The sequence below is a fragment of the Mesorhizobium sp. M0514 genome, from assembly GCF_040321145.1.
Lineage (GTDB): Bacteria > Pseudomonadota > Alphaproteobacteria > Rhizobiales > Rhizobiaceae > Mesorhizobium.
In genome coordinates, this window is the sequence record NZ_JAMYQZ010000091.1 from 1 (window position 1) to 24,477 (window position 24,477).

The following is a 24,477-nucleotide window of genomic DNA, read 5'->3' on the forward strand; positions in this document are numbered from 1 at the left end:
GAGTGGGGGTCGACCCTTGGGCGCTAGGCAATGCTTGAAATAGTGCCCTTCCTTTGTCCGTTCGCGGCGATTGCCACGTGGCTCCCCCACTCCGTCTCGGCTTCGCCGAGCCACCTCTCCCCCCTCCGGAGGGAGAGGAAGGGCGCCAAGGTCTCGAACGCTTTGGAGAACGTTCACTCAGCGACCGCATCATGCTAACCACCCTCCATGGCGCAGAAAAAAGGATACGAGGTCGATTCGTGGCTGGCGAAGCCTGACGCGCGCATATCGATCGTCCTGCTTTACGGTCCCGACCGCGGCTTGGTCGCCGAGCGGGCCAAAGCCTTTGCCGCGAAAACCGGCCTGTCGCTCGACGATCCGTTCTCAGTCGTCCGGCTCGATGGCGCGGAGGTCGATCGCGACCAGGGCCGGCTGCTCGACGAAGCCCGCACCGTGCCGATGTTCTCCGACCGGCGGCTTCTGTGGGTGCGAAATGCCAGCGGCCAGAAGGCCCTGGCCGACGACGTCAAGGCGCTGACCGCGGAGCCCGCGCGCGACGCCATCATTCTCATCGAGGCCGGCGACCTGAAAAAGGGCGTCGGACTGCGCGCGATCGTCGAGGCCGCCGACACCGCCATGGCGCTGCCTTGCTACGCCGATGAAGCCCGCGACATCGACAGCGTCATCGACGACGAGTTGCGCAAGGCCGGCATGTCGATGGCGCTCGACGCACGCCAGGCGCTGCGCCGCAATCTCGGCGGCGACCGGTTGGCCTCACGCGGTGAGATCGAAAAACTGGTGCTTTATGCCCACGGCCAGAAGGACATCAGCCTCGACGACGTAAGGGCGATGTCCGGCGACGTCTCCGGCGCCTCCTTCGACGACGCGGTCGATGCTGTGCTGGAGGGCAGGATCGGTGACTTCGACACCGCCTTCACCCGCCACTGCCTGTCCGGCGGCCATCCTTTCCTGGTGCTGTCCTCGGCGATGCGGCAGCTGCAGCAGCTTCAGGTCATGCGCGGCCAGATGGACACCGCCGGCCGCAACGCCGCCTCGGCCATGGCCGGCGCCCGTCCGCCGGTGTTTTTCTCGCGGCGCAAGCTGGTGGAGAAGGCGCTGGAGCGCTGGAACGTCGAGGCGCTCAGCCGCGCGCTGAACCGGCTGCAATCGGCCGTGCTGCAGACCAGGCGCAGGCCGGATTTGTCGGAAGCGCTGGCACGGCAGGCGCTGCTCAGCATTGCGGTGGAGAGCGCGAGGCTGGCGCAGCGGTGATCTCCCCCCTTGAGGGGGAGATGTCGCCAAAGGCGACAGAGGGGGTCGCCGCGCGTGGAGCGCTGGCGCCTTTCGCAACGACAAACGAGGTCGGCGCTTGATGCGAGACGACCCCTTCTGGCCTGCCGGCCATCTCCCCCTCAAGGGGGGAGATCAGCAGTTCGATCCCTTCGGCAATCGCCAATAAAAAGAAGGGCCGGCAACCGCCAAGCCCTTTCTTCATCCTAAGCCAGAACTTCATTCGCCGGCTAAATATGGCGCAACCTCAACCTTCTACCGCTCGTCCTTCAACCGCCGGCATAGCTCGTCGAGCTGCTCCAGGCTGCGGTAGTCCACGCGGATCGCGCCGCCTTTGCCCTTGTGCTCGATGGTCACGATCATGCCGATCGTGTTGGTCATCAGCCTTTCTAGCGCCAGCGTGTCGGCATCCTTGCCCGATGCGCCGTGTGCTGGTTTTGCCTTGGGCGGCGTGCCGCCCGCCGGCATCTGCGCCAGCGCCTCGGCCTGGCGCACCGAAAGCCCTTCTTCGACGATCTGCTTGGCTAGCCCGGCGGGATCCTGCGCCGTCACCAGCGTCCGGGCATGGCCGGCCGACAGCGCGCCGTCGACCAGCATGTCGCGGATCACGTCGGGCAGCTTCAGCAGCCGCAGCGTGTTGGCCACGTGGCTGCGGCTCTTGCCGATGACATTGCCGAGGTCGGCCTGTGTGTAGCCGTGGTCGTCGATCAACTGCTGGTAGCCGAGCGCCTCCTCGACCGGGTTGAGATCGGTGCGCTGAACGTTTTCTATGATCGCCAGTTCCAGCGCTGTGCGGTCGTTGACGTCGCGCACGATGATCGGGATCTCGGTCAGCCCGGCTCGCTGGGCCGCGCGCCAGCGCCGCTCGCCGGCGATGATTTCGTAGCGCCCGGCCTGCGTCGGCGAAGGCCGCGCCACCACCGGCTGCACCACGCCATGTTCGCGGATCGACTGGGCGAGATCGGTCAGGTCGGCGTCGCCAAAGTGCCGGCGCGGGTTTTTCGGGTTCGGGCTCAGGAATTCGATCGGCACCTTGCCGTCCGCATTCAAGCCCGGCTTTTCGGCCGCTGCCACCGGGCGGTCGATCTCCCCGATCAGCGCCGCCAGTCCACGCCCCAGTCTCTTTCTCGAAAGGTCTTCGCTCATCTCAATTCCAGATTCATGATCGTTTCGGTGCCGGATCGGCTTTGTTTATCGACCCTGCCTAATCATGCGGCGCGCAATTTTCGCTCGCGGCGGATCACTTCGGATGCCAATTGCAGATAGGCTTGGCTGCCGGAGCATTTCAGGTCGTAGAGGATTGCCGGCTTGCCATAGGACGGCGCCTCGGACACCCGCACATTCCTAGGAATGATCGTCTCGTAGACCTTGTCGCCCATGTGTGCCCGCACGTCCTGCACCACCTGGTTGGCGAGGTTGTTGCGGCCGTCATACATGGTCAGCACGATGCCCTGGATTATCAGGTCCGGATTGATCGAACGGCGCACCTGGTCCACCGTTTCCAGGAGTTGGCTGAGCCCTTCCAGCGCGAAGAACTCGCACTGCAGCGGCACAAGAACAGAATCGGCTGCCGCCATTGAATTCAAAGTCAAAAGGTTGAGCGAGGGCGGGCAGTCGATCAGCACATAGCCGAACGGCGCACCGCGCTCAGTGGCGGCGCGCAGCGCGTTGCGCAGCTTAAGCACGCGATCCGGCGCCGAGGCGATTTCCATCTCGATGCCGAGCAGATCGAGCGTCGACGGCACGATCGACAGGCCGGGCACCGCCGTCGGAATGGCCGCCTCTTCCAGGCCCAGTTCGCCGGTCAACACGTCATAGGAGGAGACGGTGCGATCCTTGCGGTCGATACCGAGACCCGTCGAGGCATTGCCTTGCGGGTCGAGATCGACGATCAGCACCTTTTCGCCGATCGCGGCCAGCGCCGTGGCCAGATTGATGGCGGTGGTGGTCTTGCCGACGCCGCCCTTCTGGTTGGCGACGGTGATGATGCGAGGTCCGGTTTTCATGGGTCTGTGCCAGGTATTCATTGCGTCGCCAAGGTTGCGAAGGAGAGCTTACGCCGTCCGCAGATCGGTCACTTCGAGGATGACGCCATGGGCGTCGGTCATGCTCGGATGTTCTACCAGATCGAAAGCCCAGCGGTGAGTGCTTTCTTCCACCTCGGAGCGGTAATCCCGGCCTTTGTGGAAAAGCGCACGTGACCCCTTGGTCAGCCATGGCGCCGACAGGTCAAGCAGCGCCGGCAGCGCGGCCAGCGCCCGCGCCGTGATGATTTCCGGTGCGGAAACAAGCGCATAGCTGTCGTCGATGCGCCGGGCGACGACCCGTGCCGGCAAACCGAACTGGCCAATGACCGCCTGCAAAAACGATGCTTTCTTGCGGTTGCTCTCGACCAGATCGATCGACGCGCCTTCGCGTTCGACCAGCAGGAAGGCCAGCACCAGGCCCGGAAAACCGCCGCCCGAGCCGAGATCGGCCCAGCGTTTGGCCTGCGGTGCGATTCGCGCCAGTTGCGCGCTATCCAGAATGTGGCGGCCCCAGACGTCGTCCAGCGTCGACGGCGCGGCCAGATTGATGCTTCGGTTCCATTTCAGGAACAGCTGTTCGAACGCCACCAGGCGATCGAATGTTTCACGTGAAACCGGTCCCGCAGCCTCTTGCAGGCTCGCCCATGAGGCAGAGCTCACGCAACGGCCCTTTGGGCGGCCGACTCGGCGTTGCGGACGTGCGCGACGATGATGGCCAGCGCCGCCGGCGTCATGCCTTCCATACGCTGCGCGTCAGCGATCGACCGGGGCTGACGCGTTAGCATCTTCTGCTTCAGCTCATTGGACAGGCCAGGAACATCGGCGAAATCCACCGACGCCGGGATCAGCCGGCTTTCCTCGTGGCGGATTTGTGCGACATCTGCCTGCTGGCGATCGAGGTAAACCGAGTATTTCGCTTCCGTTTCGAGCCGCTCAGAGGTTTTGACATCGATTGCGCCAAAGGCCGGCACAACACGGGCGAGCCAAGCGATATCGACGCCGGGATAAGCAAGCAATTCATAGGCGGAGCGGCGCACGCCGTCCCTGTTGATCTCCAGCCCATGCCGCGCCGCTTCGTTGGGCGTCATCGTCGTCGCAACTGCGAGTTCGCGCGCCCTATCAAGATCCTGTGTGACTTCATTGAACCGCCGCGTCCGCTCCGGCGACACGATACCAAGCTGATTTGCCAGAGGCGTAAGCCTTTCATCGGCATTGTCGGCGCGCAGCGATAGGCGAAACTCCGCCCGCGAAGTGAACATGCGGTAGGGCTCGGCAATGCCGCGGCTGGTGAGGTCGTCGACCATCACACCGATATAGGCTTCGGTGCGGCTGAGCACGATTTGGTCGTCGGCCGCCGCCTTGCGCGCGGCGTTGAGCCCGGCAAGCAGGCCCTGCGCCCCGGCTTCTTCATAACCGGTGGTGCCGTTGATCTGACCGGCTAGGAAAAGCCGCGCAATACGTTTGGCCTCAAGCGTCGGCTCCAACTCGCGCGGATCGACATGGTCGTATTCGATGGCGTAGCCGGGCTGCAGCATGGTCGCCCGCTCTAGCCCGGGTATAGTTTTGAGAATGTCGAGTTGCACATCCTCGGGCAGGGAGGTCGAAATGCCATTGGGGTAGACCGTGTCGTCGTCCAGCCCTTCCGGCTCGAGGAATATCTGATGACCTTCTCGATCGCCGAACTTGACGATCTTGTCTTCGATCGACGGGCAGTAACGTGGACCTACGCCTTCGATCGAGCCGGAATACATGGCGGAGCGGCCGAGATTGGCGCGGATCAGCGCGTGCGTCGCCGGTGTCGTACGCGTGATGCCGCAATGGATTTGCGGATTCTTGATTGTGTCGGTGAGCAGCGAGAACGGCACTGGATGTTCGTCGGCCGCCTGGCTTTCCAGCGACGCCCAGTCGATGGTGCGGCCATCGAGCCGCGGCGGCGTGCCGGTCTTCAGCCGTCCAAGCGCGAAACCGGCGCGGCTCATCGTCGCCGACAGGCCAAGGCTCGCTTGCTCGTTCATCCGCCCGGCGACAATCTTCCTGTCGCCAATGTGGATGAGGCCGCGAAGAAAAGTGCCGGTGGTCAGGACGACTGCACCGCACGCCAACCGGCGCCCGTCGGCCAGGAGCACAGCGGCGATCCGTCCTTCTTCGATCTCGAAATCCAAGACTTCGCCTTCGACGACGTCGAGACCGTTCTGCTGCCGAATCGCTTCCTGCATGGCCAGCCGGTAAAGCTTGCGGTCGGCCTGCGTGCGCGGCCCGCGCACGGCAGGGCCTTTGCGGCGATTAAGCAGGCGGAATTGGATGCCGGCAGCATCGGCGATGCGGCCCATCAGCCCGTCCATGGCGTCGATCTCACGCACCAGATGGCCCTTCCCGAGGCCGCCGATCGCCGGATTGCAGGACATGACACCGATCGTGTCGAAGCGCAGCGTGATCAGCGCGGTCCTGGCACCGGCGCGCGCGGCAGCGCTCGCAGCCTCGCACCCGGCATGGCCACCGCCCACCACAACCACATCATAGTGATCGATCATTGTCCCTTCCAGATTCAGAGATTTCCCGACACATGTCCCCACGAGAGGACGCTGTCAAGGATTGCAGGTTGATTCGTTCACGGGGAACGGAGTGCTGAAAGCCGCAGAGGTGTTTCACGTGAGTCAGGGAAGCGGCGACAATTACCTCGGCTGGCGCTGCCCCTCATCTGCCTGCCGGCATCTTCTCCCGGTGAACAAGGAGGAGCTCAAGCGCTGGCGCGCTTCGGTGGTTGGCGAAATCCCGGATAACAGTATCTTTCTCCCCGTCACTGCACGTGAGAAATGCCCGGGAGGACAATGAGGGGCGGGGCCGGCCTTCGGCACTTGCCGTTTTTGCCAAACTCCTCATTTCACGTGAAACACGCACTAGGGTGGCCCCCTGTGTTTCACGTGAGTCACTCACACAGCGCGCCCCCCTGTTTCACGTGAGTCACTTTCCAATGCAAAACTGCGAAAAGATTACGTCCAGCAGGTCCTCGACATCCACCGCGCCGACAATCCGGCCGAGCCGGTCCACCGCAAGACGCAGCTCCTCCGCCCGCAGCTCCTGGCCGCGCTCTTGCCCCGACAAAGCCGAGATCAGAAAGCGCCTGGTCTCATTGAGCAGCTCCACATGCCGCAACCGAGACGGCAGGATGTCACCGGCATCGCCGATAGCAGCCGCGGCGCGCCTGCCGATCTCGGCCAGGAGTTCAGCCAACCCAGTGCCGTCCACCGTCGAGATCAACGCATCATACGCCTCCAATCGCGGCGAACCTTTCAAGAGATCGACCTTGGTGCCGATTCTCAAAGCCGGGGCCTCGACAGGCATGTTGCCGATCGCACTCGGGTCCGCCAGATCTTCCAGCAACAGCACCAGGTCAGCCGTGTGCGCCTTGGCCCGCGCCTTTTCGATACCGATCGCTTCGATCTTGCCGGGCGCCTCGCGCAGGCCCGCGGTGTCGGTTACCCTGACCCGCACTCCGTGGACATCCAGCACCACTTCGAGCAAGTCCCGCGTCGTGCCGGGCTCGTCGGTAACAATCGCCGCCTCACGCTTGGCCAGCGCGTTGAACAGGCTGGATTTGCCGGCGTTCGGTGCACCGAGGATGACAACCTCAAACCCGTCACGGATGATCTCGGCGGCATGGAAGCCATCGACATGCCGGCCGATCTCCCCCACCATTGCGCGCACATCGGACCAAACCGTGTCCGAAACGGAACCGGGCACGTCGTCTTCGTCGGCGAAGTCGATTTCCGCCTCGATCATGGCCCGTGCATGGATCAGGCGATGGCGCCAGCCAAGATAGAGTTCGCTTTGCACTCCTTCGGCATTCTGCACGGCAAAGCGCCGCTGCGCTTCGGTTTCGGCGTTGACCAGATCGGCCAACGCCTCCGTCTCGACCAGATCCAGCTTGCCGTTGAGAAGAGCCCGGCGCGTAAATTCCCCAGGCTCCGCATGACGCAGGCCGTCAAAGCCGGCGACGATCTCCAGCATCTTGCCGGCGACGGCGCGGCCGCCATGGACGTGGAACTCGGCGACATCCTCGCCGGTAAAACTGTTCGGCCCAGGAAAAAACAGCACCAGGCCGTTGTCGATAAGCGACCCGTCCACCGTTCGGAGCTTGCGCAGGGTCGCACACCGGTCCTTGACCGTGCCACCAGCCACCGTTTCGACAACGAATCGAGCCCTCGGTCCGGAAATGCGGATGACAGCGATGCCGGCGGGCAGGCGCCCGCTGGAAAGCGCAACGATCGAATCGCCCGAAATCATTTGCCCGTTCTCACCGGTCGCCTAGGTGTCAACAATCCCACAGTGTCGCGGCCGTCATGAACCGGCTGTTCGTCAATATCAAGGTCGATCGCGAGGAGCGGCCGGACATTACCAAATCTGTATAGCCGCCTTGTCATCCATGTGCGAGCAGGCGGGTCCTAATCCCGACGCCAAGCAGTTCTGGGCGGGCCAGCAAGCCCTACGGCAGGCCGGCATCGTTAATGCCTGTTCCTGGCCCGGAACCGTGAAGCTGGAGCCCATCTCCCCATGAGGCAAGCCTCGTTCCGGTTGCGAATCGGAAATCCCGACCCGCGTCACGCCGATCGTCTCCGCGATCGGAACGGATGCGAATCGACTTAACATTGGCCAGTGGCATCCGGCCGCAGACCGGCAGACCGGAGCTATGTACCGCTATCCTGCCCGTGGGGCCGGATCCGTAGGAACCGAGCCGCTGCTGCGACGCCGGTAGCTCAACCCGTGTTTCCGTCCAAGGCCGAAGGAAGCCGCGTCACATCAACGGATAGCGGCCGCGGCGCGAACAGCAAATCCTTGGCCGCGACCACCGCTCCGACCGTGATCAGGATGCAAGCAACAGCCACCGACCAGTGAAACACACCAAAGCCTGCCAGCAGAAGCACGATGACCGAGAAGAGGGGCGCCGCGTAGGAGAGGGCGCCGAGGATCATGATGTCGCCGTGCTTGCAGCCATAGTCCCAGGCGTAAAAGCCGGCGCCTAGCGGTATTACGCCCAAGGTGACGATGGCGCTCCACTGCGTCGCCGTCTGTGGCCAGACGGTAGCCTCAAGCGTCAGGTGCAGCACCAAGGCGACCGCAGCCGTGATGAAGCAGTAACCGGCGACGACATCGGTCGGCACCTTGCCAAAGCGGCGCGATAAAACCGAATAGCCGGCCCAGATGAAAGCGCAGAACAGCGCGATGACATGCCCCTTCATCACACCATTGGCCAGTCCGATCGTGCCGCCCTTGGTGATCACCACAATGGCGCCGGCAAGGCCGAGCACGACGCCGGCGATGTGATGGGCCCTAAGCTTTTCTCCAGGCAGGAAGGCGGCAAAGACGACGATCAGCAACGGCCAGAGATAGGCGATCAGGCTGACCTCGACCGGCGGCGCCGACTGGATGGCGAAGAAATAGGCGCAGTGATAGATGCACAGCCCCGCTGTGCCGAGCGCCCAGACCTGCCACGGCTGGCGCAGCGACTTGATCGCCGCCGGACGGACAAGCCAGCTCGACGCGCCGACCAACCCGCCAAGCAGAAACGTCATCGCCGCCAGCTGAAAGGGCGGAATCGGTCCCGCCGCCGTCGAAAGCAGCGCCAGGAAGGACCATGTCAGGATGGCCGAGAAGCCGATCAGGGTCGGGATTGTTTTCTCCATGCGGCTTCCGATCTTCGAGACGCGATTACTCGCATGACGACAGCTATGGAAATTGCCGCCCAAGGCCACGCCCTGTCGGAAATGCGACCTGTTTGCCCCCGTTCCCGGAACGGGGCTTCAATGCGAAACGATGGCCGACGAGAAGCTTACGTGTTCATCGAATCGAAGAAATCGGCGTTGGTCTTGGTCTGCTTCAGCTTGTCGATCAGGAACTCGATCGCATCCGTGGTTCCCATCGGCGCCAGGATGCGGCGCAGGACGAAGATCTTCTGCAGATCCTGCTTGGAGACCAGCAGGTCTTCCTTGCGGGTGCCGGACTTCAAAATGTCCATGGCCGGGTAGATGCGCTTGTCGGCGACCTTGCGGTCGAGCTGGATTTCGCAGTTGCCGGTGCCCTTGAACTCTTCGAAGATGACTTCGTCCATGCGGCTGCCGGTGTCGATCAGCGCGGTGGCGATGATGGTCAGCGAGCCGCCTTCCTCGATGTTGCGGGCCGCGCCGAAGAAGCGCTTCGGCCGCTGCAGCGCGTTGGCGTCGACACCGCCGGTCAGCACCTTGCCGGAGGACGGCACAACAGTGTTGTAGGCACGGCCGAGGCGGGTGATCGAATCGAGCAGAATAACGACGTCGCGGCCATGCTCGACCAGGCGCTTGGCCTTTTCGATGACCATTTCGGCGACCTGGACGTGGCGCACCGCCGGTTCGTCAAAGGTCGAGGACACGACCTCGCCCTTCACCGAACGCTGCATGTCGGTCACTTCTTCTGGCCGTTCGTCGATCAGAAGTACGATCAGATAGCATTCCGGATGATTGGCCGTGATCGAGTGGGCGATATTCTGCATCAGCACCGTTTTACCGGTACGCGGCTGCGCGTTGATGAGCGCGCGCTGTCCCTTGCCGATCGGCGCCACCAGGTCGATCACCCGCGACGAGATGTCCTTGCCGGTCGGATTGTCGATCTCCATCTTCAGCCGCTTGGTCGGATAGAGCGGCGTCAGATTGTCGAAATGGATCTTGTGACGGATCTTTTCGGGATCGTCGAAATTGATCGTGTTGACCTTGAGAAGAGCGAAATAGCGCTCGCCCTCTTTTGGGCTGCGGATCGGCCCTTCGACGGTATCGCCGGTCTTCAAGGAGAAGCGGCGGATCTGCGAGGGCGAGATGTAGATATCGTCGGGACCCGGCAGATAATTGGCATTGGCTGAGCGCAGGAAGCCGAAACCGTCCTGCAACAACTCGACCACACCATCGCCGATGATCTCGACGTCCTGGGCGGCCAGTTTCTTCAGGATGGCAAACATCAGTTCCTGCTTGCGCATGACGCTGGCGTTTTCCACTTCGAGCGATTCGGCATAGGCGATCAGCTCTGGCGGCTTCTTGTTCTTGAACTCTGCGAGTTTCATTTCTTGCATAGACGGACTCTGAATCTGCTTTGGGGAAAATATATCGGCTGGATGCGATAAATGCCGGGCGCGGCCGAAAGCATCAAGGGCGGCGCATGACGGGAAGGAAGACCCGTCTTTTATCGTCGGTCGGGGGAAAGAGCAAGCTGCGTTTTGTCGACCGAAATGGGCCTAGAACGGCTTGACGACAACCAGGATGACGATGGCGATCATCAGCAATGTGGGGATCTCGTTGACGATTCGCCAGTGCCGCGCCGGTTTTTCATTGCGGTCCTCGGCGAATTTCCTGACAGCACCGGCCAGATAGCCATGCACACCCGACAGCAACAGCACCAAGCCCATCTTGGCGTGCAGCCAGCCGCCGTGAAAGCCAAACACTTTCCAGGCAAGCCAAAGCCCGAACACCCAGGTGACAATCATCGCCGGATTGATGATGCCGCGCAGCAGACGCCGCTCCATCACCTTGAAGGTCTCCGACTGGACGGACCCCTTCTCTGCGTCGGCGTGGTAGACCAGCAATCGCGGCAGATAGAGCATGCCGGCCATCCAGGAGATGACGGCCAGGATATGGATTGCCTTCGCCCAGGGATAGAAACCCTCAGGCGCAAAGAAAAACAAAAGTGCGGTGAGAACAACCAGCACTCCGATGCCGATGGTCATGCGCATCATCGCCCCACGAGTGCTGTTGCCGCCCGTATTATCCGATTGAGCCATCAGCGTGTCGCGCTCCGCACCTGCTTCACCATCGCCTCGACATGCGCCACCGGCGTCTCCGGCGTAATGCCATGGCCGAGATTGAAGATCAGCGGTCCGTCGCCCAGCGCCTTGAGGATCGCATCGACGCCGTCCGACAGGGCTTTGCCGCCAGCCACAAGCCGCAAGGGATCGAGATTGCCCTGGACCGCACCTGAATGCTGCAGTTCGTTCGCAGCCGACAGGGGCACGGTCCAGTCGATCCCCAGCCCCGTCACCCCGGTCTTCTCACGATAGGTCTCGTAGCGGGCGCCGGCGCCCTTGGGAAAGCCTATGATCGGAACATCGCGATGAACCGCACGAACTTGCCTGACGATCTCCGCCACCGGTTGCACGCAGAACTGCTCGAAAGACGCATCATCAAGCACGCCGGACCAGGAATCGAAAATCTGCACCACGTCGGCACCGGCTTCGATCTGGCGGATCAAATAGGCCGCGGAGTGATCGGCGAGCACTTTCAGGAGATGCTTGAAGGCCGTCGGTTCGCGATAGGCAAACAGCCGCGCCGGCGCCTGGTCGGGTGTGCCGTGGCCGGCGATCATGTAGGTCGCCACCGTCCACGGCGCGCCGCAGAAGCCGATCAGCGTGGTCTCGTCAGGCAATCTTGCCCGCAGCCGGCGAACCGTTTCGTAGACCGGTTCGAGATTCACGTGAAACGTTTCACTGTTGAGAGCCGAAATCTCAGCTGCAGTGATTGGCGTCAGCAGCGGCCCGCGGCCCTCCTCGAAGCGGACATCGCGTCCCAGCGCATGCGGCACGACCAGAATGTCCGAGAACAGGATCGAGGCATCGAAGCCGAAGCGCTCGATCGGCTGCAGCGTCACTTCGACGGCCAGATCAGGATTGTAGCAAAGGTCGAGAAAGGACCCGGCGCGCTTTCTGGTCTCGCGGTACTCCGGCAAATAGCGCCCGGCCTGGCGCATCATCCAGAGCGGCGGCGGAAACACTGCCTCGCCTCTCAGCACGTCCAGCACGATGCGGTTCTCGGGCATTGAGCGCTCTCTTCCCTGCCTTCTCTATAATTAAATAGTCTATTTCTAGAATCTTCTGATTCTAAGAGTCTGTTGGTATCGGTGGTTGTCACCTGTCCCGCTTTGCCCTGGAAAAGGCCAGCCAGCATTTTGTCGCGTGTTTCTTCCGCGGGATTGGCAAAGAGTGTGGATGACCAGGATTCCATCACTGGAGTCAATGGTTTGACGTAGCCGCTGAAAAACCGCCTCTGTGGATGAAGCGCTGGCAAAAACGCCCGTCCCCAGATTTGTCCCCAACCGCACAGTGAAGCTGACAGCGCATCGAATTGTGGACAACTGGCCTTCTGATACAGTCGCCTCCAGCCGGTCGCCTTTGCGGCCCCGGTTTATCCACACAAGCCCACAGCCTGAGGCGCCCCCTGTGAACAAACCCCAGAGCTTCTTTCACCTGCACCTGATTTCCGACGCCACCGGCGAGACGCTGCTGGCGGCCGGCCGAGCCGCCTCGGCGCAATACAAGGATGCGCGCGCCATCGAGCATATCTATCCGCTCATCCGCACCGAAAAGCAGGTGGCGAAAGTCTTCGAGGACATAGAGGAGGAACCGGGCATCATCCTCTACACCGTCGTCGACCAGAAGCTGGCGCGCGGCATTGACGAGCGCTGCGCCACCATGGGGCTACCCTGTGTTTCGGTGCTGGAGCCGGTCCTCACCGTCTTCCAGTCCTATCTCGGCACGCCGGCCGGCCGCCGCGTCGGCGCCCAGCATGTGCTCGACGCCGATTATTTCCACCGTATCGACGCACTCAATTTCACCATGGAGCATGATGACGGCCAGCTGCCGCTCAATATGGACGACGCGGATGTGGTGCTGATCGGCATTTCCAGGACATCGAAGACGCCGACCAGCATCTATCTCGCCAACCGCGGCATCAAGACCGCCAACATCCCGATCGTGCTCGGCGTGCCGGTGCCCGAAAGCCTGGTCGCTGCCACCAAGCCGCTGATCGTCGGGCTGATCGCCACCGCCGAACGCATCTCGCATGTCCGGCAGAACCGCGTGCTCGGCAACAGCAGCACCTACGAAGCGACCGATTATGTCGACCGTGCCTCGATCGCCGAAGAGCTCGCCTATGCCCGCCAGATCTGCACCCGCCACAATTGGCCGATGATAGACGTCAGCCGCCGTTCGATCGAAGAGACCGCGGCAGCCATTGTTGCCCTGCGGGGGAAGAATAGATGATGGGATGGCAACGCGACCTCCTGCCCCAATCGACCACTATCGACCAGGCCCAGAACCCATGACCGAAAAAATCATCCTTGCCTCCGGCAGCCCGTTCCGCAAAGCAATGCTCATCAATGCCGGGCTCGGCATCGAAGCGGTGCCTGCCGATGTCGACGAGCGTGCGCTCGAGGCGCCGTTGCAGGACAGCGGTGTGTCGCCGGAAGATGTCGCCCTGATACTCGCCGAAGCCAAGGCGACCGAGGTCAGCGAACGCAGACCGGGCGCCCTGGTGCTCGGCTGCGACCAGACTTTGTCACTGGAAGATGAAGTGTTCCACAAGCCGGCCGACATGGAAGGCGCCCGCCGCCATCTGTTGGCGCTGTCGGGCAAGACGCATCAGCTGAACAGCGCCGCCGTGCTCTGCCGCAACGGCAAGGTGCTGTGGCGTCACGTCGGCATCGCCAGCCTTACCATGCGCAAGCTCGATCCGGCCTTCATCGGCCGGCATCTGGCCCGCGTCGGCGCCAAGGCGTTGTCGAGCGTCGGCGCCTACCAGATCGAGGGCGAAGGCATCCAGCTGTTCGAAAAGATCGAAGGCGATTATTTCACCATTGTCGGCCTGCCGCTGTTACCGGTGCTGGCGGAATTGCGTGCGCTCGGAGCCATCGATGGTTGAGAAAAAAGCTTTCGTCACCGGCCATCCGATCGCGCATTCGCGCTCGCCGAAGATCCACGGCTATTGGCTGAACACATACGGCATCGACGGCAGCTATCATGCGATCGATGTCGCGCCGGCCGATTTTCCCGAGTTCCTCTCTTCCCTCCCGGCCAATGGCTATCAGGGCGGCAACGTCACCATTCCACACAAGGAAGTCGCCTTTGCCCGGGTCGAGCGCCGCGACGAGGCGGCGGAGATGATCGGCGCGGTCAACATGCTGTGGCTGGACGACGGCGTGCTGTGGGGCGGCAATTCGGACTGGATCGGCTTTGCCGGCAATCTCGACGAGCATGCCCCGGGCTGGGAGAGAAACGCTCCGGCCGTGGTGCTCGGCGCCGGTGGCGCGTCGCGCGCGGTCATCCACGCGCTTAAAGTGCGCGGCATCAAAGATATCCGCATCGTCAACCGCACATTGGCGCGGGCGCAGGAACTCGCCGACCGCTTCGGGGCCGGCGTCTCGGCGCATGGCGCGGTCGGCGACTTGCTTGGCGATGCCGGCTTGCTGATCAACACGACGGCACTTGGCATGCATGGCGATGCGACGCTGGCCGCCGATCCGGCCGGCCTGCCAGCTCACGCCATTGTCGCAGACATCGTCTATGTGCCGCTGGAAACACCGCTGCTTGCCGCTGCCCGCGCGAGAAATTTGAAGACGGTCGACGGGCTCGGCATGCTGTTGCACCAGGCTGTGCCCGGTTTCGAACGCTGGTTCGGCAAGATGCCGCAGGTCACTGCCGAACTGCGGCAGATGATCGTCGCCGACATCCTCGCCAAATGATGGGTTGCAAATGATGGGCGCCAAATGATGATCGTGCTTGGCCTCACCGGATCGATCGGCATGGGCAAGTCGACCACGGCGAAGATGTTCGTCGACGCCGGCGTGCCGGTGCATGATTCCGACGAGACCGTGCATCGCCTCTATGCCGGCAAGGCAGCACCTCTCGTCGAGGCGGCCTTTCCCGGCACCGTGATTGCCGGTTCGGTCGACCGCACCGAGTTGGCGCGCCGCGTGATCGGCAACGCCGCCGCGCTGAAGACATTGGAGGCGATCGTTCATCCGCTGGTGCGGGCCGATGCCGACGCCTTTCTGGCAAGGCACCGCGCCGCCGCCGCGCCGCTCGTCGTGCTCGACATACCGCTGCTGTTCGAAACCGGCGGCCGCAACCGTGTCGACAAGGTCGTTGTCGTGACCGCGCCGGCCGATATCCAGCGCGCCCGCGTGCTGGCGCGTCCTGATATGAGCGAGGAAAAGCTGGCGGCCATCCTGGCCAAGCAGGTGCCCGATGCCGAAAAACGCCGGCAGGCCGATTTCGTCATCGACACCGGTGAAGGCATGGACGCCGCCCGCGCCGCGGTCGGCGCGATCATTGCCGAGCTCTCAGGACGCTGAGCTTGCCTGCTAACTCCTGGGGGATAAGTCGCGCCCATCAGGCTCCTGACGGCAGGCTGTCGGCATTGCCCATTGCCATTTTGTTCCGCTCCATGATTCTACTCCTCCAGGAGTGGGTTGATTCTATGCGTGAGATCATTTTCGATACCGAAACCACCGGACTCGACATGCGCGACGACCGCATCATCGAGCTTGGTGGCGTCGAGCTGGTCAACCGCTTCCCGACCGGCCGCACCTTCCACAAATTCATCAATCCGCAGGGGCGCGCCGTCCATGTCGAGGCGCAAGCCGTGCACGGCATCAGCGCCGCCGACCTCGTCGGCAAGCCGACCTTTGCCGAAATCGCCGAGGAATGGCTCGCCTTCACCGACGGCGCCAAGCTCGTCGCCCACAACGCCAATTTCGACATCGGCTTCCTCAACACGGAATTCGGGCGGCTCGGCCAGCCGGCCATAGACACCGGGCGCGTCGTCGACACGCTGGCGCTGGCGCGGCGCAAGCACCCTATGGGACCCAATTCGCTCGACGCGCTCTGCCGCCGCTACGGCATCGACAACGGCCACCGCACCAAGCACGGCGCGCTGCTCGATTCCGAGCTCCTGGCCGAAGTCTACATCGAACTCATCGGCGGCAAGCAGGCCGCACTTGTCCTCGACGCCGTCGTGGTGCAGCTCAACAGCAATGGCGACGTTGCCGATATCGACATCTCGATCGCCGCCAGGCCAATCGCCCTGCCGCCGCGCCTGACCGAGGGCGAGCGAGCGGCGCATGCGGGGCTGGTGGCGACGCTCGGTGAAAAGGCGCTGTGGCTGAAGGTGGCGGCGGGGTGAACGGATCGCGGAGGTAGCGTTCCGTCACACCCCTCTCTGGCCTGCCGGCCATCTCCCCCTCAAGGGGGGAGATCAGCAGCTTCGCCGCTCCAGCCCATTCCTGCAACGTCTAAAGTTGGCGAAGGTCGCGATGACGGCCAATCTCCCCCCTTGAGGGGGAGATGCCTGGCAAGGCAGAGGGGGGTGCTGTCCCGCCAGCATCTCAGTATACTAAAAGCCCGGCACGAAGCCGGGCTTTCAACTCATGCGCGTGACGCTTGCCTTCAGCTCACCTTGACCTTCGATGCCGCCTGGTCCTCGGCCAGCTTCTGCTGGAACATCTGTGCAAAATCGATCGGGTCGAGCATCAACGGCGGGAAGCCGCCATTGCGGGTGGCTTCGGCGATGATCTGGCGGGCGAACGGGAACAAAAGCCGCGGGCATTCGATGAACAGGATCGGCAGCATGTGCTCCTGCGGGAAGCCGGCGATGGCGAAGACGCCGCCATAGACCAGTTCGACATTGAACAGCACTTCCTGGTCGAAGGACGCCTTGGCGTTCAAGGTCAGATTGACGTCGAACTGCTTGTCGGAGAGCGGGTTGGCATTGACATTGACGTTGATCGCAATGCCTGGGGCCTTGTCGCGGCCGCGCAGCGAGTTCGGCGCGCCGGGGCTTTCGAAGGACAGGTCCTTCACATACTGGGCAAGCACGTTGAGCGACGGCTGCGCCGTTTCGCCGTTGCCGTTGGCGGCGCCGACCGGCGCGTCATCTTTGCTGGCCATGAGCCTTGTTCCTTTTGCCTGGACAGCAGCGCTGACCGAATTGAAATCGGGCGTTGGCTAGCATGGTCGGCAAGACAAGACAAGGTTTGCCGCCTTCAGGCCGAAAGGGGTCAATAGTCAGTCGTTGGCAAGGTGACGTTCAGTCGTCCTTCAGGCGGCGCCACGGCGAGTTATGGTCGGGACCGCGCTTGAAATCGTCCTCGCGCGAATAGTCGCGGTCGTCGAGGTCGATGACCTTGTCGCGCGACCTGCCGCGAAAACCGCCGGCGGTGAAATCGGTCGCGACGACGATGCGGCCCTTGAGCCTGCGCCAGGCAAGGTCGCGCACCGGCGGCAGGAACAGCAGCAGGCCGACAATATCGGTAATGAAGCCGGGGATGATCAACAGGATGGCGGCGACCACGATCATGGCGCCATGCGCGAGCTGGCGGCTGGGGTCGCCGCCGCCGGCCATCTCGGCGCGGACCCGCGCCATGACACCAAAACCCTGGTGCCGGAGCAGAAGCACGCCGGCAATGCTTGAAGCCAGCACCAGACCGACCGTCGCCAGCGCCCCGACCTCGCGGCCGACAATGACGAAACCGGCGATTTCCAGCAGCGGCAGCGCAAGCAGGAACAGAGGACGGAAGGAAATGCGCAAATCTTGACCGATCGTTTCCATGTTTGCCGGGCGGCGCATAATCGCCGCTGGCACTGAGGCCGTTAGATAAGTATGCCTGCCTTTGATTTGAATGATTGCGCCATGCGTTCTATATGCTTTGCATGTTTAACGCCATGCGACCGCCGCCCGGATTGGCTGGCGGTCCCGGCCAGGTCAGGGATTGATTGGCGAAAGATATGGGATTCTTCGACTTCGGCACCATTTTCTTTCTGATTGCGGCGGTGGTGATCTTTTTCCAGCTGCGCAACGTGCTTGGCCGCCGCACGGGCAGCGAGCGCCCGCCCTTCGATCCGTACACGGCCAGCCGCACCGAGAAGGACGCGACCCAGAAGCCCGAAAATGTGGTTTCGCTGCCACGCAAGCGCATGCCGGGCGAGACGGCTGCCGAGACCTACGCGGCCATCGATGCCTTCGCCAAGCCCGACACCGACCTCAACAAGGGCCTGCGCGCGATCAAGGACAATGATCCCTCCTTCGACCCCAAAGTCTTCGTCGACGGCGCCAAGATGGCCTACGAGATGATTGTCATGGCCTATGCCGATGGCGACCGAAAAACGCTGAAGAACCTGTTGTCGCGCGAGGTTTTTGACGGCTTCGTTGCCGCGATTGGCGACCGCGAGGCGAAAGCCGAAAAGATCCAGTCCTCCTTCGTCGGCATCGACAAGGCCGACATCGTCTCGGCCGAGATGAAGGGCGGCGAGGCCCACATCACGCTGCGTATCGTGAGCGAACTGATTTCGGCGACCCGCGACAAGGCGGGTGCGGTCATCGATGGCGATCCCGAGACGGTGGCCGAGGTCAAGGATGTCTGGACCTTCGCCCGCGACACACGCTCGCGAGATCCGAACTGGAAGCTGGTCGCCACCGAGGAAGAAGACTGAGCCTATGCATGTCGCCCGGTGCGGGCAGCTTTTTTGGGATAGCGACATGCAGGCAAACATGGGCAGTGGCGAGGCTGAGGTGTCGCTCTCGCCGCTTTTCGTGGAAAAGTCCTTCGATGATCTTCCCGGTTGGAATTCCGATGACCATCTGCCCGCTTTCGAAGCCTTCCGCCGTTCGGCCTTTCATGTCCTGAACAAGCCCTACCGCACCGGTTCGTTGGGCGTCCGGTTCGACGCGTTTGCCGGCGCTTATGACGAGGCGCGCACCGTTTCGCCGGCGAATCGGTCGGCGGCCAAGGCTTTTTTCGAGCGCCATTTCGCCCCAGTCCAGATTCGATCCGAAAACCTCGGCCTGGTCACCGGCTTCTACGAGCCCGAGGCCGAGGCCTCACCAGTGCGCACGGATGAATTCACGGTGCCGCTTCTGGCGCGGCCGGCCGATCTCGTCGACATCGACGACGCCAACCGTCCCAAGGGCATGGACGACTATCTGGCCTTCGCCCGCAGCACGCCGCAGGGCCCGGTTGAATATTTCGACCGCGGTGAGATCGAGCGCGGCGCGCTGGCCGGCCAAGGCCTGGAAATCGCCTGGCTTGCCGACAAGGTCGACGTCTTCTTCATCCATGTGCAAGGTGCGGCCAGGCTGAAAATGACGGACGGCCGGCTTTGCCGCGTCACCTATGCCGCCAAATCCGGCCAGCGTTTCAGCGGTCCGGGGAAGATTCTCGCCGAACTCGGCGAAATCCCACTGGAAAAAGTGACGATGCAGTCTATCCGCGCCTGGTTCAGGGCGCATCCGGATCGCGTCGACGAGATCCTCTGGCAGAACCGCTCCTACATCTTCTTTCGCGAAGCCGATGTCGACGATGCCGCACTCGGTCCTATCGCCGCCGCCAAGGTGCCGTTGACGCCGGGCCGTTCGCTCGCGGTCGACCGGCTGCTGCACACATTCGGTACCCCCTTCTACATCGACACTCCGTCGCTGACCGCCTTCGACGGAAAACCGTTCCGGCGGCTGATGATTGCGCAGGACACCGGCTCGGCCATCATCGGACCGGCGCGGGGCGATCTGTTCGCCGGCTCCGGCGATGCGGCCGGCGAGATCGCCGGCGTCGTTCGCAATGCGGCCGATTTCTATGCCTTGGTTCCACGCGCTCTCGTTTCGGAATCGAATCGATGAGCAAGCGCCCCGATAAACTCAACGAAGACGACCGGGTGCTGTGGAACCTGGTGGCGCGCACCGCCCGACCGCTGAAGGGCCGGACCGCGGTCGAGATTCCCGACATCGTCGTAGACCCTAGGCCGGCACAGACGCCGGTCGCTGTCGGTCCGGTCCTCGCCGCCAAGCCGAAGGCGCAGCATGTATCGCACGCGCTGGACGAGCCGACATTGGACAAGCTGAAGAAGGGCCGGCTGCCGATCGAAGGCCGCGTCGATCTGCATGGCATGACCCAGGACGAGGCCTATTCGCTGCTGTTTTCGTTCCTGCACCGGGCCCATGCCGGCGGCATCCGCTATGTCCTCGTCATTACGGGAAAAGGGTCGTCGTCGGGCGGCGACGGCGTCTTGCGGCGCGCCGTGCCTGCCTGGCTGTCGACGCCTGCCTTCCGGCCGCTGGTCTCCGGCCACGATCACGCCGCCCGCAACCACGGCGGTTCGGGCGCGCTCTACGTTCGACTCAGGCGAACCCGCTGATGACGCCCTTCGGCGAAAAACTGCGGGCGCTTCGAGCCGAGCGCGGCTTGCGCCAGAAGGACATGGCGCAGGCGATCGGAGTCAGCGCCGCCTATTTGTCGGCGCTGGAACATGGCCGCCGTGGCGCGCCGACCTGGACGCTGATCCAGAAGATCATCGGCTATTTCAACGTCATCTGGGACGATGCCGAAGAGCTGGCGCGTCTGGCCGAGGCCTCACATCCGCGGGTGAGACTCGATACGTCCGGCCTCAGTCCTGCCGCCACCGAGTTGGCCAATCTCCTGGCCGAAAACATCGAGAAGCTGGACGAAGCCGAGCTTGCCCGCATCACCGCGTCGATCCGGGCCGCACTGGAGCGGCGAGAGTAATCCGGTAAGCGATGCCAAGGCGCAAGGTTTGCTTGCGCTGTTCCTGAAAGCGATGCCCGCCGGCCGATAGCCAGCGGGCATATGTCACGATTACTTCGCGCCGGCCTGGCCGCCACGGCCGCCAGTGCTGTCATGATCGCCGCCGCGGCCACCGCCCAGGCAGTCCGAGTTGAGCTCGCAACAGCGATTGCCCCAGTTGTTGGTCTTGGCGCAACCGGTCTGATCGGCCATGGCGGATCCGGCCAAGGAAGACACCGCAACAACGGCGAGGAAGGCATTACGAAGGAAAGCAGTCATTTGAAGTCTCCATGTTTGGGTGGTTGGGTTCTGGTTACGGCTGTGTGTCGCCGCTGGAGACGGTTTGGTTCACGCAGGTAGCGAAATTTTTTGAGGAGGCGTTTCGAGAGATAAGATTTCGAGGGCAGCGCTGCCCTCATCCGCCTGCCGGCACCTTCTCCCCGTAGTGACGGGGGAAGGGAGATAGCCGCTGCGCCGGCACCTATTCCGCAGCGTTGATGAGGGGCGGCGCTGACTCATCCTGAAGATGGCGCGCGGGCCGATATCCCGCTCGTTCGAAAGCGTCGTGTCCTTACTGAACCGCGCCGACCAGTACCTGCTGGCCGCCGCGGATCGAGACCCAGCGGCCGGTGTTGTCGATGGCCTGCCGCTTGAGGAAGCGATAGCCGGTGGCGTCCCAGATCTTCACCTTGTCGGTCAGATTGTCGAGGACGTAGTCGCCCTTGTCGGTGCGCACGGTCAGCACGGCATGGCCTTCGCCGTCCGGCTTGCGCACGACGGTGATCAAGAGATCGGCCAGCGACACGCCAGAGCGCGAGAGCTGGCGGCGCTTTTCCAGCACATAGTCTTCGCAATCGCCGACGCCCTTGTCGGGATAGGCCCAGACCTCGTCCTTGCCATAGATGTCGTAGTCGCTCATCGGCTTGACGGCGGCGTTGACCCTTGACGTCACGTTGATCAGCTTGCGCATGAAGGCGTCGGTCATCGCGGCGGGGTTGAGGTTGCTCGGCCGGATCGAGCATTCGCCGGGCTGGGTTTTACAGAAATCATAGTGGCCGATCGGCTGCGAGGTCATGCCGCCCGTCGCCATGGCGCCGCCTGCAAGTGCCGGCACTGCCCAGCACGCAGAGATCGCCAGCCCTGCTGCCGCCCACAAGCGCAGCGTCCGTGCCATCGGTGAGGAAGTCATTGTCCCCGTTCGCCCTTGTTCTTAACGAAAGGTTAAAGGGGATTTACACTCCGTGTCAATTATAAGGGGAGCCAGATTCTTCGGCATGGTTACCCGCGCCCGCCCAACAGCGTCTATTGTGCAACAGAACGCCTGTGGCGCGCAAAATCGCCCCGCTTTTGTGGGCAATGCACGCTGCAGCCGGATCGAGCCTCAGCTTTTGGCGGAGCGGACCAGCCTTGGTTTCACCGCAACCCGGTTCTGGCGGCCGTAGCTGGTGATGAAATCGACGATGCGCGGCACGATTTCCGAGCGGAATCGCGACCCGTTGAAGACGCCGTAGTGGCCGACGGCCGGCTGCATGTAATGCGCATGCCGGTCAGCCGGGATGTTGGGGCAGAGATCGTGGGCGGCCTGGGTCTGGCCGAGACCGGAAATGTCGTCGTTCTCGCCTTCGACCGTGAACAGCGCGACATTGCGGATCGCCTTGGTGTCGACCACCTCGCCGCGATGCGTCATCTCGCCCTTGGGCAGCGCATGGCGCACGAACACCGTGTCGACGGTCTGCAGATAGAATTCCGCCGTCAGGTCCATCACCGCCAGATATTCGTCGTAGAAATCGCGGTGCTTCTCGGCATTGTCGCCGTCATGCTTGACCAGATGCATGAAGAAGTCCTTGTGGGCGGTGATGTGGCGGTCGAGGTTCATGCTCATGAAGCCCGACAGCTGCAGGAACCCCGGATAGACCTCGCGGCCGAAGCCCGGCACCGGCCATGGCGCATGCATGATGACGTTGTCGCGGAACCAGTCGATGCCCTTTTCCTTGGCCAGAAGATTGACCGCGGTCGGGTTGCGGCGTGTGTCGATCGGCCCGCCCATCAGCGTCATGGTCGAGGGCACGAAGGGATCGCCGCGCTTTTCCATCAGCGCCACCGCTGCCAGCACCGGCACCGAAGGCTGGCACACCGCCATCACATGGGTGTCCGGCCCCAGCGCATGCAGCATGTCGATGATGTAGTCGATATAATCGTCGAGGTCAAAATGGCCGTCGGTCACCGGTACCATGCGGGCATCGACCCAGTCGGTGATGTGCACGTCGGCATAGGGCAGCATCGCCTCGACCGTGCCGCGCAGCAGCGTCGCATAATGGCCCGACATCGGCGCCACGATGAGAAGCTTGGGGTCGGCCTTTCGCCCGGCGGGCACCGACCGCTCGAAGCGGGTAAGATTGCAGAACGGCTTCGACCACACCGTCTTTTCGCTGACCTCGACGCTCTTCCAGTCGACCACGGTCTTGCTCAGGCCGAAATGCGGCTTGCTGTAGCGGCGCGTCGTGCGCTCGAACAGTTCGGCGGTGGCGGCGACCGAGCGGCCCCACGGCGTATGCGAAAACGGATTGAGCGGGTTGGTGTAGAACAGCCGCACCGCATCGGCATAAAGCCGCGCGGGCTGCAAGGCGGCATGGTTCATTTCGTAGAGCTGGTAGAACATCAGGTACTCCGCAGCTGCCGTGACCGAAGGGACGACGGACAGCGCCGAGCCTTGAATGTCTCGCGCGGAGGTTAACAAGATATTGCTGCGATGCAATACGTCACGTGGCGTGACATATGCCAATCTTTCGTCCAAGGCCTTGAGAAACCGCGTTGGGCGGGTGCAGCCGGCTCAATGTGCACTGCAAAATGCAAGGCTGTTGGACAACGGGGCAGGATGTGTCCGGCCCGATCGGGCCGGACTTGGACAGATCTAGACGCGCGCCATGCACACCGAGGTATGGCCGGAGCCGATGAAGCCGAGTTGGCCGGCGGCGCCCTTGGACAGATCGAGCACGCGCCCTTTGATGAACGGGCCGCGGTCGTTGATGCGCACGATGACGCTGCGGCCATTATTCTGGTTGGTCACTTTCAACTTGGTGCCGAAAGGCAGGCTGCGGTGCGCGGCGGTCAGCGCCGACGGGTTCATGCGTTCGCCATTGGCGGTCCTGGAATGCAGTGCGTACCAGGAGGCGCGGCCGCACTGGCCGGCGGCGGAGGAGGCGGACGCACCGACCATTAGGCCAGCCGCGACCGTTACCGCGACAAGCGCGGTCTGGTTTGTTTTCTTCATGTTGGGGGGATTGGCTCCGTTTTCGACAGACCCCAGCCGTTAAGTGTCGAATAAGGCAGGAAATGCGGCAAGCATCGGGCAGTTCCGTGGCACCGGCACACGTTTGGAGTCGCTGGGAAACAGTTTGTCAGGCATCTTTCGTGTGGCGCGGCCGTATCGCCGGCGATATTGCGAGCTGTTTCACAGATTCCGTGAGCAAGGCAGGACGTTATATTACAAGTAGAAGAGAGCGCGATTGGGCGCCGTCCTTTCGCTCTGTCATCACGGTCATGGCGCAGTTGACCATCGACTTTGAAAAGGGATTCCAACGATGAGACTGCTCAAATATCTGCTGGCTCTGATCGTACTGGCCATCGGCGCGCTGCGGTCGCTGCAAGGCATTGGCGTGGTCGGCGGCAGCTTCATGACCGGCCAGTCGCAATGGCTCTATATCGGCATCGTGACCATGCTGGTCGGTTTCGCCGGGCTGGTATGGGCGAGCCGTTCGCCGGGGTGAGTTGCGACGAAAGTCGACCGCCACAGATCGACCCCCACTCCGTCGAGCTTCGCTCG

At 62.9% G+C, this 24,477-nt stretch carries 26 protein-coding genes and 1 pseudogene; 12 read left to right on the forward strand and 15 right to left on the reverse strand.

From position 1 onward, the window contains the following. Positions 1-207 precede the first annotated feature (207 nt). Positions 208-1,251 (forward strand): DNA polymerase III subunit delta, encoded by a 1,044-nt coding sequence (gene holA, locus NKI61_RS27065; RefSeq protein ID WP_023702529.1) that lies wholly within the window; start codon positions 208-210, stop codon positions 1,249-1,251. 273 nt (positions 1,252-1,524) lie between these two features. Here the strand turns inward: holA and NKI61_RS27070 are convergent, their stop codons facing one another. The 5 genes from NKI61_RS27070 to mnmE all read right to left on the reverse strand — a co-directional run bounded on the left by NKI61_RS27070 (position 1,525) and on the right by mnmE (position 7,580). After that, positions 1,525-2,415 carry a ParB/RepB/Spo0J family partition protein gene (locus NKI61_RS27070; RefSeq protein WP_023710318.1) on the reverse strand — a complete coding sequence of 297 codons (891 nt, stop codon included), beginning with the start codon at positions 2,413-2,415 and terminating at the stop codon, positions 1,525-1,527. Between the two features lie 62 nt (positions 2,416-2,477). After that, a complete protein-coding gene (locus tag NKI61_RS27075) occupies positions 2,478-3,275 on the reverse strand; it encodes a ParA family protein (protein WP_352841734.1) in 798 nt (265 codons plus the stop codon). A gap of 48 nt (positions 3,276-3,323) precedes the next feature. Further along, a complete protein-coding gene (gene rsmG / locus NKI61_RS27080) occupies positions 3,324-3,956 on the reverse strand; it encodes a 16S rRNA (guanine(527)-N(7))-methyltransferase RsmG (protein WP_031197487.1) in 633 nt (210 codons plus the stop codon). Continuing rightward, the gene (mnmG, locus tag NKI61_RS27085) at positions 3,953-5,827 is read right to left on the reverse strand and encodes a tRNA uridine-5-carboxymethylaminomethyl(34) synthesis enzyme MnmG (RefSeq protein WP_352841736.1); all 1,875 of its coding nucleotides are present in this window, start codon (positions 5,825-5,827) and stop codon (positions 3,953-3,955) included. Before mnmG ends, rsmG begins: the two co-directional genes overlap by 4 nt. 430 nt (positions 5,828-6,257) lie before the next feature. Beyond that, positions 6,258-7,580, reverse strand: a complete 1,323-nt coding sequence (mnmE, locus tag NKI61_RS27090) for a tRNA uridine-5-carboxymethylaminomethyl(34) synthesis GTPase MnmE (RefSeq protein ID WP_352841738.1) — start codon at positions 7,578-7,580, stop codon at positions 6,258-6,260. 32 nt (positions 7,581-7,612) lie between these two features. On the opposite strand from mnmE, the pseudogene NKI61_RS27095 reads away from it, so the two are divergent. Beyond that, positions 7,613-7,791, forward strand: a pseudogene (locus NKI61_RS27095) (DUF255 domain-containing protein); the annotation flags it as partial. Between the two features lie 259 nt (positions 7,792-8,050). On the opposite strand, the gene yddG reads toward NKI61_RS27095, so the two are convergent. The 4 genes from yddG to hemE form a co-directional block, all read right to left on the reverse strand. Further along, complete coding sequence (gene yddG / locus NKI61_RS27100; protein WP_352841740.1) at positions 8,051-8,977, reverse strand: aromatic amino acid exporter YddG; 927 nt, start codon at positions 8,975-8,977, stop codon at positions 8,051-8,053. A 146-nt stretch (positions 8,978-9,123) separates the two neighbouring features. Beyond that, positions 9,124-10,389: a transcription termination factor Rho gene (rho, locus tag NKI61_RS27105; RefSeq protein WP_023672113.1), complete on the reverse strand. Its 1,266-nt coding sequence runs from the start codon at positions 10,387-10,389 to the stop codon at positions 9,124-9,126. A gap of 162 nt (positions 10,390-10,551) precedes the next feature. After that, entirely contained in the window at positions 10,552-11,094 is a 543-nt protein-coding gene (gene hemJ, locus NKI61_RS27110) for a protoporphyrinogen oxidase HemJ (RefSeq protein ID WP_023692917.1), read from the reverse strand. Further along, positions 11,094-12,125 carry a uroporphyrinogen decarboxylase gene (hemE, locus tag NKI61_RS27115; protein WP_023726726.1) on the reverse strand — a complete coding sequence of 344 codons (1,032 nt, stop codon included), beginning with the start codon at positions 12,123-12,125 and terminating at the stop codon, positions 11,094-11,096. The genes hemJ and hemE overlap by 1 nt, the downstream gene beginning before the upstream one ends. Before the next feature lie 283 nt (positions 12,126-12,408). Here hemE and NKI61_RS27120 point away from each other — a divergent pair, with 283 nt between their 5' ends. The 5 genes from NKI61_RS27120 to dnaQ all read left to right on the forward strand — a co-directional run bounded on the left by NKI61_RS27120 (position 12,409) and on the right by dnaQ (position 16,267). Further along, on the forward strand, positions 12,409-13,347 hold the full coding sequence (locus NKI61_RS27120) for a pyruvate, water dikinase regulatory protein (RefSeq protein WP_460222828.1): 939 nt from the start codon (positions 12,409-12,411) through the stop codon (positions 13,345-13,347). Between the two features lie 58 nt (positions 13,348-13,405). Further along, entirely contained in the window at positions 13,406-14,005 is a 600-nt protein-coding gene (locus NKI61_RS27125) for a Maf-like protein (protein WP_023706939.1), read from the forward strand. After that, entirely contained in the window at positions 13,998-14,825 is an 828-nt protein-coding gene (locus NKI61_RS27130) for a shikimate dehydrogenase (RefSeq protein ID WP_023706940.1), read from the forward strand. The genes NKI61_RS27125 and NKI61_RS27130 overlap by 8 nt, the downstream gene beginning before the upstream one ends. Positions 14,826-14,852: 27 nt before the next feature. After that, positions 14,853-15,437, forward strand: a complete 585-nt coding sequence (gene coaE, locus NKI61_RS27135) for a dephospho-CoA kinase (RefSeq protein ID WP_031196671.1) — start codon at positions 14,853-14,855, stop codon at positions 15,435-15,437. 125 nt (positions 15,438-15,562) lie between these two features. Continuing rightward, positions 15,563-16,267, forward strand: coding sequence for a DNA polymerase III subunit epsilon (dnaQ, locus tag NKI61_RS27140; protein WP_023672106.1), 705 nt, complete (start codon positions 15,563-15,565; stop codon positions 16,265-16,267). Positions 16,268-16,530: 263 nt separating this feature from the next. Here the strand turns inward: dnaQ and secB are convergent, their stop codons facing one another. Together secB and NKI61_RS27150 are read right to left on the reverse strand one after the other, a co-directional pair. Further along, on the reverse strand, positions 16,531-17,031 hold the full coding sequence (gene secB, locus NKI61_RS27145; RefSeq protein WP_023672105.1) for a protein-export chaperone SecB: 501 nt from the start codon (positions 17,029-17,031) through the stop codon (positions 16,531-16,533). A gap of 139 nt (positions 17,032-17,170) precedes the next feature. Beyond that, positions 17,171-17,671 (reverse strand): FxsA family protein, encoded by a 501-nt coding sequence (locus NKI61_RS27150; RefSeq protein WP_023706941.1) that lies wholly within the window; start codon positions 17,669-17,671, stop codon positions 17,171-17,173. Positions 17,672-17,868: 197 nt separating this feature from the next. Between NKI61_RS27150 and NKI61_RS27155 the strand changes: the two genes are divergently transcribed. The 4 genes from NKI61_RS27155 to NKI61_RS27170 all read left to right on the forward strand — a co-directional run bounded on the left by NKI61_RS27155 (position 17,869) and on the right by NKI61_RS27170 (position 20,636). Continuing rightward, positions 17,869-18,573 (forward strand): Tim44/TimA family putative adaptor protein, encoded by a 705-nt coding sequence (locus tag NKI61_RS27155; RefSeq protein ID WP_023672103.1) that lies wholly within the window; start codon positions 17,869-17,871, stop codon positions 18,571-18,573. 79 nt (positions 18,574-18,652) lie between these two features. Continuing rightward, the gene (gene mltA / locus NKI61_RS27160; RefSeq protein WP_023710323.1) at positions 18,653-19,753 is read left to right on the forward strand and encodes a murein transglycosylase A; all 1,101 of its coding nucleotides are present in this window, start codon (positions 18,653-18,655) and stop codon (positions 19,751-19,753) included. Further along, complete coding sequence (locus NKI61_RS27165; RefSeq protein ID WP_352841742.1) at positions 19,750-20,268, forward strand: Smr/MutS family protein; 519 nt, start codon at positions 19,750-19,752, stop codon at positions 20,266-20,268. Before mltA ends, NKI61_RS27165 begins: the two co-directional genes overlap by 4 nt. After that, positions 20,268-20,636: a helix-turn-helix domain-containing protein gene (locus NKI61_RS27170; RefSeq protein WP_023687588.1), complete on the forward strand. Its 369-nt coding sequence runs from the start codon at positions 20,268-20,270 to the stop codon at positions 20,634-20,636. Before NKI61_RS27165 ends, NKI61_RS27170 begins: the two co-directional genes overlap by 1 nt. 90 nt (positions 20,637-20,726) lie before the next feature. Here NKI61_RS27170 and NKI61_RS27175 read toward each other — a convergent pair whose 3' ends face one another. From NKI61_RS27175 to NKI61_RS27190, 4 genes are all read right to left on the reverse strand, one after another. Next, a complete protein-coding gene (locus NKI61_RS27175; protein ID WP_023710325.1) occupies positions 20,727-20,933 on the reverse strand; it encodes a hypothetical protein in 207 nt (68 codons plus the stop codon). 292 nt (positions 20,934-21,225) lie between these two features. Then, the gene (locus NKI61_RS27180; RefSeq protein WP_023672098.1) at positions 21,226-21,843 is read right to left on the reverse strand and encodes a transglutaminase-like cysteine peptidase; all 618 of its coding nucleotides are present in this window, start codon (positions 21,841-21,843) and stop codon (positions 21,226-21,228) included. Positions 21,844-22,035: 192 nt separating this feature from the next. Then, the gene (locus NKI61_RS27185; RefSeq protein ID WP_023710326.1) at positions 22,036-23,313 is read right to left on the reverse strand and encodes a polyhydroxyalkanoate depolymerase; all 1,278 of its coding nucleotides are present in this window, start codon (positions 23,311-23,313) and stop codon (positions 22,036-22,038) included. A gap of 252 nt (positions 23,314-23,565) precedes the next feature. Next, positions 23,566-23,925, reverse strand: coding sequence for a septal ring lytic transglycosylase RlpA family protein (locus NKI61_RS27190; RefSeq protein WP_023710327.1), 360 nt, complete (start codon positions 23,923-23,925; stop codon positions 23,566-23,568). A 310-nt stretch (positions 23,926-24,235) separates the two neighbouring features. On the opposite strand from NKI61_RS27190, the gene NKI61_RS27195 reads away from it, so the two are divergent. Continuing rightward, positions 24,236-24,421, forward strand: coding sequence for a hypothetical protein (locus tag NKI61_RS27195; RefSeq protein ID WP_352841745.1), 186 nt, complete (start codon positions 24,236-24,238; stop codon positions 24,419-24,421). Positions 24,422-24,477 lie beyond the last annotated feature (56 nt).

Bases quoted from the DNA above. Each gene is read 5' to 3' on its own strand.
- NKI61_RS27125 (WP_023706939.1), top strand. From the start codon at position 13,406: ATGACCGAAAAAATCATCCTTGCCTCCGGCAGCCCGTTCCGCAAAGCA.
- hemJ (WP_023692917.1), bottom strand. From the start codon at position 11,094: ATGGCTCAATCGGATAATACGGGCGGCAACAGCACTCGTGGGGCGATG.
- NKI61_RS27180 (WP_023672098.1), bottom strand. From the start codon at position 21,843: ATGACTTCCTCACCGATGGCACGGACGCTGCGCTTGTGGGCGGCAGCA.
- rho (WP_023672113.1), bottom strand. From the start codon at position 10,389: ATGCAAGAAATGAAACTCGCAGAGTTCAAGAACAAGAAGCCGCCAGAG.
- NKI61_RS27165 (WP_352841742.1), top strand. From the start codon at position 19,750: ATGAGCAAGCGCCCCGATAAACTCAACGAAGACGACCGGGTGCTGTGG.
- NKI61_RS27130 (WP_023706940.1), top strand. From the start codon at position 13,998: ATGGTTGAGAAAAAAGCTTTCGTCACCGGCCATCCGATCGCGCATTCG.
- dnaQ (WP_023672106.1), top strand. From the start codon at position 15,563: ATGCGTGAGATCATTTTCGATACCGAAACCACCGGACTCGACATGCGC.
- NKI61_RS27155 (WP_023672103.1), top strand. From the start codon at position 17,869: ATGGGATTCTTCGACTTCGGCACCATTTTCTTTCTGATTGCGGCGGTG.
- NKI61_RS27075 (WP_352841734.1), bottom strand. From the start codon at position 3,275: ATGAAAACCGGACCTCGCATCATCACCGTCGCCAACCAGAAGGGCGGC.
- mnmE (WP_352841738.1), bottom strand. From the start codon at position 7,580: ATGATTTCGGGCGATTCGATCGTTGCGCTTTCCAGCGGGCGCCTGCCC.
- mnmG (WP_352841736.1), bottom strand. From the start codon at position 5,827: ATGATCGATCACTATGATGTGGTTGTGGTGGGCGGTGGCCATGCCGGG.
- NKI61_RS27185 (WP_023710326.1), bottom strand. From the start codon at position 23,313: ATGTTCTACCAGCTCTACGAAATGAACCATGCCGCCTTGCAGCCCGCG.
- secB (WP_023672105.1), bottom strand. From the start codon at position 17,031: ATGGCCAGCAAAGATGACGCGCCGGTCGGCGCCGCCAACGGCAACGGC.
- yddG (WP_352841740.1), bottom strand. From the start codon at position 8,977: ATGGAGAAAACAATCCCGACCCTGATCGGCTTCTCGGCCATCCTGACA.
- NKI61_RS27175 (WP_023710325.1), bottom strand. From the start codon at position 20,933: ATGACTGCTTTCCTTCGTAATGCCTTCCTCGCCGTTGTTGCGGTGTCT.
- NKI61_RS27195 (WP_352841745.1), top strand. From the start codon at position 24,236: ATGAGACTGCTCAAATATCTGCTGGCTCTGATCGTACTGGCCATCGGC.
- coaE (WP_031196671.1), top strand. From the start codon at position 14,853: ATGATCGTGCTTGGCCTCACCGGATCGATCGGCATGGGCAAGTCGACC.
- NKI61_RS27190 (WP_023710327.1), bottom strand. From the start codon at position 23,925: ATGAAGAAAACAAACCAGACCGCGCTTGTCGCGGTAACGGTCGCGGCT.
- NKI61_RS27070 (WP_023710318.1), bottom strand. From the start codon at position 2,415: ATGAGCGAAGACCTTTCGAGAAAGAGACTGGGGCGTGGACTGGCGGCG.
- holA (WP_023702529.1), top strand. From the start codon at position 208: ATGGCGCAGAAAAAAGGATACGAGGTCGATTCGTGGCTGGCGAAGCCT.
- hemE (WP_023726726.1), bottom strand. From the start codon at position 12,125: ATGCCCGAGAACCGCATCGTGCTGGACGTGCTGAGAGGCGAGGCAGTG.
- NKI61_RS27170 (WP_023687588.1), top strand. From the start codon at position 20,268: ATGACGCCCTTCGGCGAAAAACTGCGGGCGCTTCGAGCCGAGCGCGGC.